The 6,006-nt window shown below is 43.1% G+C and carries 6 protein-coding genes; 3 read left to right on the plus strand and 3 right to left on the minus strand.

Going from position 1 to position 6,006, the window contains the following annotated elements; all coding sequences use genetic code 11:
- Positions 1-141: 141 nt before the first annotated feature.
- Complete coding sequence (locus F6J99_RS40570) at positions 142-273, plus strand: hypothetical protein (RefSeq protein WP_293121954.1); 132 nt, start codon at positions 142-144, stop codon at positions 271-273.
- Here F6J99_RS40570 and F6J99_RS40575 read toward each other — a convergent pair.
- Positions 256-1,545: an AAA-like domain-containing protein gene (locus tag F6J99_RS40575; protein ID WP_293121957.1), complete on the minus strand. Its 1,290-nt coding sequence runs from the start codon at positions 1,543-1,545 to the stop codon at positions 256-258. The two genes, F6J99_RS40570 and F6J99_RS40575, sit on opposite strands and share 18 nt — an antisense overlap.
- A gap of 323 nt (positions 1,546-1,868) precedes the next feature.
- Between F6J99_RS40575 and F6J99_RS45935 the strand changes: the two genes are divergently transcribed.
- Positions 1,869-2,003, plus strand: coding sequence for a hypothetical protein (locus tag F6J99_RS45935; RefSeq protein WP_365975230.1), 135 nt, complete (start codon positions 1,869-1,871; stop codon positions 2,001-2,003).
- Positions 2,004-2,369: 366 nt separating this feature from the next.
- Here the strand turns inward: F6J99_RS45935 and F6J99_RS40580 are convergent, their stop codons facing one another.
- Entirely contained in the window at positions 2,370-3,590 is a 1,221-nt protein-coding gene (locus F6J99_RS40580) for an AAA-like domain-containing protein (protein ID WP_293121960.1), read from the minus strand.
- A gap of 399 nt (positions 3,591-3,989) precedes the next feature.
- Here F6J99_RS40580 and F6J99_RS40585 point away from each other — a divergent pair, with 399 nt between their 5' ends.
- The gene (locus tag F6J99_RS40585) at positions 3,990-4,937 is read left to right on the plus strand and encodes a PEP-CTERM sorting domain-containing protein (RefSeq protein WP_293121963.1); all 948 of its coding nucleotides are present in this window, start codon (positions 3,990-3,992) and stop codon (positions 4,935-4,937) included.
- A gap of 176 nt (positions 4,938-5,113) precedes the next feature.
- Here the strand turns inward: F6J99_RS40585 and lexA are convergent, their stop codons facing one another.
- Complete coding sequence (gene lexA, locus F6J99_RS40590) at positions 5,114-5,746, minus strand: transcriptional repressor LexA (RefSeq protein WP_070391225.1); 633 nt, start codon at positions 5,744-5,746, stop codon at positions 5,114-5,116.
- Between the last annotated feature and the right edge of the window lie 260 nt (positions 5,747-6,006).

Consider the following 6,006-nt stretch of genomic DNA (forward strand, 5'->3'; position numbering starts at 1 on the left):
CGGCGCGCTTGCGGGCTTGGGGAGATGGGGAGATGGGGAGATGGGGAGATGGGGAGATGGGGAGATGGGGAGATGGGGAGATGGGGAGATGGGGAGAGAGAAGAAGTAGTTTTCAATAATTTGCTATAGTTAAAGATATTTTTGCTCATTGTTATCGTACTTCTTGCTCTGTTGATAATAATGATATTCCCCCTACTCCCTACTCCCTACTCCCTACTCCCTACTCCCTACTCCCTACTCCCTACTCCCTACTCCCTACTCCCTTTTCCCTAAAATGCGATCGCTAAAATACTGACGATACAAATTACATCTCAAACTACAATCATTGCCATGGCGCTCAACCAGTCCAATACTTTCCAACTTCCGAGTGATAGTAGCATCCAGGCGCACCGGATTGGTTGTACTAACTAATAATTTAACAGCTTCCAGCAATTCGGGATGCTCTTTAATACTAGTTAAGAGTTCACGAAGATGACTGCGATAAATTCCTGCTTCTGTGGGCGCTAAAGCCAAAAAGTTATCCAGTGTCTTCTCGGCTGCTGGGTGATTCTTCAGATGATCAAAAGCTTGGGACAATAAATAAGGATGTCCCCCCACCATCCCCATCAGTTTGGTTACTGAATCCACAGACAACGTCAACCCATAACCCTGGGCAAACGTCTTAACCTGCTGATCACTAAACTCTAGTAACTCTATAGGTAATCCGACATTAAACGGCGACTGTTCGTTAGATAAATTAACGTAAACTTCCGTGGCATAAACCACAATCAACCGTAGGTTTTTCCAAATCTCTTTACTATTAGCATCTTCATGGCAACTTCGGAGCAAAGTCAGAAACCCTTGAGCCACCTCTTGATGAGGAAACACTTGCTCTACTCCATCCAAACACAAAACTACTGGACTATCTAAAGACGCTAACAAATACTGCTCGAAGTATCGTTTGCAGTTTACCTTGCTGACTAAACTCTTGTTCCAATAACTGTCCAACTGCTCCGACAATCCCAAGTTATCACCAACCCGCACACAAAAAGACTGTAAAAATTTATCTAAATTAGTGAAAGGTAGCTCATTCATGTTTAAATAAACCCTTCCATAACCCAGTTCTTCGCCATGGGCGAGAATCTGATGACTCAGTAACGTTTTGCCCATCAGTTTCGGCGCTTTAATCCGAATTAACGCTCCAACTCTGACAATTTCCTGATAACAACGAGCCTCAATGGGTGGGCGCTCAATGTAAATCTCTTGAGCAGCTCCAGATCGAGACGATAACTCGAAATCTATTAATACTTGTTCAGCCACTAACTCAGGCTTATACCTATTAACGAGTTTAACCAATTCACAACGAGCAGACAAACCCTTAGCTGGAATCTCAAAGTCTTTATAGATTTGGCAAATATGATGTCTTACCGTAGATATATCAGAGACACCTAGCACCTCGTCTCTGATTGCTTCATGTGTCTTGCCAGCCACTACCGCCTCCAAAACTCGTCTCCTTTTCCGAGGCATGTTCTTATATTTTTCGTCGAAGGCTTCTTTATGAATCATAGCCGATCGCTCCTTGTCTCCTGACTATTGCTCTTGTGAGTTGAGATTTTAATTTATTAGTCGATCAAGATTGAAACAATAGTTTCACGAAGTTTTATGAAGCAGTGAAAAAATCATCACGGAGATACTCTTCGAGCTTCACAAATGTGAAAAACCGTCAATAATGTGAAATTTTATCCACAAATCCTGACCGGTAGTTTTGAGAGCCTCTAGTTTAAGTAGAATGGGATTTACCCAAGCCAAAAGCATTTTTTAATGCTAAACAATGATGTCTAAACAAAACAAGACAATTTGACCGGTAAACCCGATTCTTTAAAGAGCGCATTCGTCAAGCCAAGCTTTCCTTTCACTTGCTTGTCGGGGCTACAAGTCTAAGCGGGATTGTGGGTCTGGCAGGGGCAGAATTATTTATGTCCAAAAAGTTATCTGAAGGAGCAGTGACTACAGAGGTGGGATGACCATCGAATATTGCTTTTGTTAAGCTTGCTAAAGATGCCAATGACCGGTTAGATGAAGCGATTGAAGATGATGATGAAGAGTAGTAGGAATAGGGAATAGGGAAACTGTTGATACAAAATTGCAGCTGGGCATCCCTTGATTACCTTGTAGATCAACTGACATCATGTCCGGATAATTAGTGATCAAAAACCTTCTGGGATGAAACCTTACTCCTTTACTTCAGTATAGCTGCCTTCAGCATAGCTGCCTTCTGCCTTCCTTTCGGCTAGATTAATGCTAGGGTGGGCAGTGCTTGAGACTGCCCACCCTAAATGAACGTGATTAACTCGTAGATACACCGACCCCATGTCCTGTAGCGGCAAAGCCTAAAGCCAATCTAATTCCACCGGTATGGGTGAACTTGTCTGTTGGGCAAAGGCTGTATAGAGTTCCCGATTCTGTTGACGCTTCAAGAATTGCCGACGCACATGTTCCCCATACACTCTGCCTTGGATAGCAGACTTAGGCAAAAACTGCTCTAGAGTGAAATCTTGATCATAAATGTGGTGTAGTGCTGTGCACACCAGATAGGGATAGCCACCTACTAAAGACATCAGCTGCGCCACTTGATGAGCATCCCAATTCAGTCCATAACACCGTGCCAAATCTTGTACCTGTTCCTGAGTAAACTCAGGTAAAGCAATGGGCAGCCCCACATTAAAGGATTCATGGAGATTCAGCCAAGCATCATTTTCTGTGGCATAGACAACCACTAACTTAAGTTTTTGCCAAATATAGCTCCTACGATCTCCATACTTAGCTTTCTCATGCCAGGTGCGCAGTAAACTAAAAAAGTCTGAGGCGATTTCCGGGTATTGAAACACCATATCCACCTCATCTAAGCCCAGTACGAGTGAACTGTCAATGTCAGCCAACAGATAGTTTTCAAAGTAGTCGGTGCTGTTAGATTTGCTGCCCAGAATCTCATCCCAATAATCCGCCAACTGATTCGACAGCCCCAGGCTTTTCCCAACGCTGACACAGAACCACTGTAATAATTTATCCAGGCTAGTGAAGACCTCTCGATTAGCTAGTTTAAAGTTGAGAGTGACTGTGGTATTTCCCTGCCATCGTGCCTGCTCCAGAATCCTGGCCATCAGGGAGGTTTTGCCCATTTGCCTGGGAGCATAAATCCGAATCAAGGCTCCGGGTTGCAAAATGGCATGATATGAGCATGCTTCGATGGGGGGACGCTCTATATAAAAAGGGGAATCTAGAGGAACTTGACCTCCGGGTAATTCCAGGATTGGGGAGCTTGAAATTCTACGGCTGCTCTCCTGTTGCCAATCTCTTGCGATACGTTTGAGGACGACCTGAACGTTTTTTTTGTTGACCTTTGTCCCCAATACTTTAGAGAGCAAGTGCCATAATTTTGCACCAACTGTCTTGACATGGGCACTAGAAAAACAGTAAGTTTCCGCAATTATATCATAAGTGTGATTTTCCCAAGCTCCCCGCAATACATCAATTTGGACTTTATCCAAATGCTGGTCAGTTTTCGCAAACACCAAGGATTGCAAAAGTTCGATTGCTTCTTCAATATGCATTAATATTTTTTACAACTTTATAAAAAAAATAAACGTATTTTAATTCAAAACTACCTTGACTATAGCTTGAATAGTTTGATCCTAAAAAAAAAACAAAATCAAGAGTTAATTTTCAGGATAATCATCGGCAGCTTTAGTAAAACTTTATAAATCAACTATACTTTTTTATCGGTAATTCATAAACTCAACGATCACTTTACAAACCCTTGATAAAGAACTAATCGATCTTTATCAAAAATTCATATTTGTTATTGCTGAATCCTACTACTTTTTACTACTGAATTTTCTGCCATTGTTATTTAATTTAGTGATTAAATTCTTTCACTAAATACAACCCAATAAACATTTTATTTTGGCGGAAAAATTATGGCTAATTCAACTCTAATAACCAAGTCATCAATGGCAATAGCAATAGCAGGATCTATTGTTCAGAAATCAGCCGTTTTACTGGGTGCTACAAGCATGATTTTCCTGTCCATAGGAACTGCCTCAGCACAAGCATTTACTCTCAGCAATGGTTCCCTAGAAGTCACAATTCGAGAAGACAACGGTGCTATTGATACCGTATTATTTGACAAAATGACCTTCTTTGCTAGTGATTTTTTTAACCCAGGAGCTCCTATCTCCGACTTTGGTTTTCAAAACGGGACAAACACATCTACTTTTGTCAGAAACACCACAACAGGTTTTACCCAACAAGCGGTAAGTGTTAGTAGCACCGGTGACTCTGTGTCCGTGACAGGAACATACACTGGAGGGGGTGCTAATGTTGATTTTACCCGCACCTATTCCCTGGTTCCCGATTTTAACGTGTTGAGCGTCTCAACTGAATTTGTTAACAATGGTTCAGACGTAGCGCTGCGTTATTTTGACACCTTTGATCCAGACCAGGGTATTGATCAAGGAAACGGCTTCGGCACTTTCAATGATGTGTTGTCACTCTCAACCGATGCTGGATTGGCAACAGTCGGTCAAGCCACGGAAGAAGATGGTCTGACGGTAGTCTTGGGGTCACTAGACCCTGATGTGACTGTTGCTTCTGGTAATCCTTTTCAGATATCTAATGGTAATAGTTTAAACAATTTCTTTAATGATCCATTTGATGGTAATGGCGCTTTTATAGACCTGGGAACACATATTGGTATTGAATTACTTCTCGCTGCTGGAGAATCAGGTTCTTTTAAGTACCATCACGCTTATGGACAATCAATAACGGAGGCTCAGGAGGAGTTCATCCTGGCAAAGTCCATTGATGTCCCTGAACCAGCTTCGGTTCTAGGTTTACTAGCAGTAAGTGCAATCGGTGCTGGTTCAGCACTAAAACGCAAACAGGCCATGAAAGGGTAGAATAGAGCCTTAGCTAATGTTGGATATTGTTAGTATTCCCTCAAATCAGCCTAATTTTGATTGGGATACAACTATGACCCAATTTAATAAAATCAAATCCGCCTGAATATTACTGATGGGAGAGCGATAGCTAAGAATTACCAAAATGCTTCGCTCTCCTTATTGTTATGGTATGGCTAATGTATCGCTGCTGGTGTTAGATGCTGCTGATATCCCCGCCAGACACCGACTAATACTCCTTGAACCTGGACATGTTTTGCCATCACTTCTATGGGATGGTACTTAGCATTAGAGGGTTTAAGAGTAACTTTGTGACCCTTACGATAGAAACGTTTCAAGGTAGTACCATGTCCATCCACCCGTGCCGCTACAATTAAACCATTCTTGATGTCATCGGGATCAGGCACTGGTCGCATAATCACCACATCCCCTTCTGTAATTAAGTCTTCGATCATGCTGTCTCCAGTAACCCGCAGAGCAAAGTTACCTGGTTGCTGGAAGAACCCAGATATATCCAACTCCTCAACTGTGTCGGTGAAGGGTTCCACTAGACCCCCGGCTGCGATCGCTCCTAAAACAGGTACTCCCAAATTACAATGCCGCAGCAGCCTAATCGTGCGGGCTTTTCCTTCCGTCCAATCAATGTATCCCTTACTACGCAAATGTTCCAGCCTACTCTGAATCGGTGCTGGTGAGCGCAAGTTCATTGCTCTCATCATTTGTCGGATCGAAGGGGCATGGTGTGACACGCGAATATAATTAACCAGCCAATCGTACAGTTCTTGTTGGGCAGATGTGAGGTTTTCCATAAGACTCTGGACAAAAAATGGTCGTTCTTTGTGATTGCTCTATAGAACATTGGTACTATCAACTCTTGTCATTTGTCCAGAGTATTGTTCGGTTCTCGAGGGTGGGGAGATGGGGAGATGGGGAGATGGGGAGATGGGGAGAGTGTGAGAAGTGTGGGGAGATGGGGAGAGTGTGGGAAGTGTGGGGAGATGGGGAGATGGGGAGAGGGGGAGAGTGTGGGGAGGGTGGGGAGATGGGGAGATGGGGAGAGTGGGAGGGA

Origin of the sequence: Moorena sp. SIO4G3, assembly GCF_010692305.1 — a bacterium.
Classification (GTDB): Bacteria; Cyanobacteriota; Cyanobacteriia; order Cyanobacteriales; family Coleofasciculaceae; genus Moorena; species Moorena producens_A.

Coding starts and splice junctions, on each gene's coding strand:
- F6J99_RS40575 (WP_293121957.1), bottom strand. CDS start 1,545: ATGATTCATAAAGAAGCCTTCGACGAAAAATATAAGAACATGCCTCGG.
- F6J99_RS40580 (WP_293121960.1), bottom strand. CDS start 3,590: ATGCATATTGAAGAAGCAATCGAACTTTTGCAATCCTTGGTGTTTGCG.
- F6J99_RS40585 (WP_293121963.1), top strand. CDS start 3,990: ATGGCAATAGCAATAGCAGGATCTATTGTTCAGAAATCAGCCGTTTTA.
- lexA (WP_070391225.1), bottom strand. CDS start 5,746: ATGGAAAACCTCACATCTGCCCAACAAGAACTGTACGATTGGCTGGTT.